At 52.5% G+C, this 1414-nt stretch carries 1 protein-coding gene; it reads left to right on the top strand.

Annotated elements, in window-relative coordinates:
* Positions 1-239 precede the first annotated feature (239 nt).
* On the top strand, positions 240-1414 hold a 1175-nt coding region (locus LHL23_RS23400; RefSeq protein ID WP_226431758.1), incomplete at its 3' end, for an adenylate/guanylate cyclase domain-containing protein.

Below are 1414 nucleotides of genomic sequence, written 5' to 3'. Positions count from 1 at the left end.
TGGGCTCAATATTGCCTGGCGCGACTTGCATCCGCAGAGCCACAGACAGGCGTCACTCAGCATTTTTTCAGTTTTAGTGTGCCCGCATTCCAGATACGTTGATGAGCTTTCCAAAACAACAATTTGCTAACCGATGTTGATGCGCGACTACTTTCAACAAAGCGTTCATTTTTTTTGGGTGCTGAGCTGCCAACACCACGGAAGTTTCTTATTCGCCTGCCGTCGGCTATGCTTCATCCATGTCAAACGTCTCTGAGCGAAGGCTGGCCGCTATTCTGGCTGCGGATGTGGCAAACTATTCCAAACTCATGGGGGAGGATGAAGTCGCCACGTTGACCGCGCTGCGCCGTTTTCGAAACGACGTTCTTACTCCAACAATTGGTGAGCATCACGGCAGGGTTATAAAAAGCATGGGAGACGGCTGGTTGGTTGAATTTCCCAGCGTGGTTAGCGGCATCAAGTGCGCAATGGCTGTCCAGAACAAACTGACCAATAATCCTCAGTTCACGTTGAGGATGGGATTGCATAGCGGCGATGTTAGTTTTGCCGATGAAGACGTTTATGGCGACGGGGTCAACTTGGCCGCACGTCTTCAGAACCTGGCTGAACCCGGATCGCTCGTGATTTCCGAAACTGCACGGCGCAGCATTGATGCTAAGCTTTCAGATCAATTCACCTGTCTTGGTTCTCAGAAACTCAAAAACATCGCAGAACCTTTGATCGCTTACGGTTGGGGAATGTCGGCTTCAGCCATCCAGAGGCACCTCTTTGAGTTGCCGGAACGACCTTCGATTGCAGTATTGGCCTTCGACAATTTGTCCAATGATGCAAATCAGACCTTTTTTGCCGAAGGTATGGCCGAAGATGTCATTTCTGCGCTCTCCAGGTTCCACTGGTTCTTCGTGATCTCTCGAAATACAAGCTTCTCCTACCAAGGTCGCGCTGTCGGGACAGAGCAAATCGCCCGGGAATTGGGAGTGCAGTACCTTCTGGAGGGCAGCGTTCGAAAGGCCGGCAACAGGGTTCGCGTCTCAGCGCAACTGATCGACGCCGTTGCGAACCGCTACGTCTGGACCGAGCGATTTGACGGCGTGATTGAGGACATCTTCGATCTGCAGGACGAAATCACTCGAAATATTGTTGGCGCAGTAGCACCTGAATACCTGTCTGCAGAAATGCAACGCGCACGGCGCAAAGTGGTACCGCGGATGGATGCCTGGGAACTGGCCGCGCGCGCCCATTGGCATATTTCACAGTTCACAAAAGCCGACGTAGCCGAAGCCCAGAATCTGTTGTTGAAAGCTGTCGAATTGGATCCGCAAAGCTCTTTCGGGCTGGCGGACTTGTCATTCACTCATCTGATGCAGTGCGTGAACGGCTGGAGTGCTGATCCTGCCGCATCGAAGGCTGAGGC

It is taken from the genome of Leisingera sp. McT4-56, from assembly GCF_020514995.1.
In the GTDB taxonomy this organism is placed as follows: Bacteria; Pseudomonadota; Alphaproteobacteria; order Rhodobacterales; family Rhodobacteraceae; genus Leisingera; species Leisingera aquaemixtae_A.
Note: the sequence above shows the minus strand (reverse complement) of the source record. Positions and strands in the feature narration are given on the sequence as shown.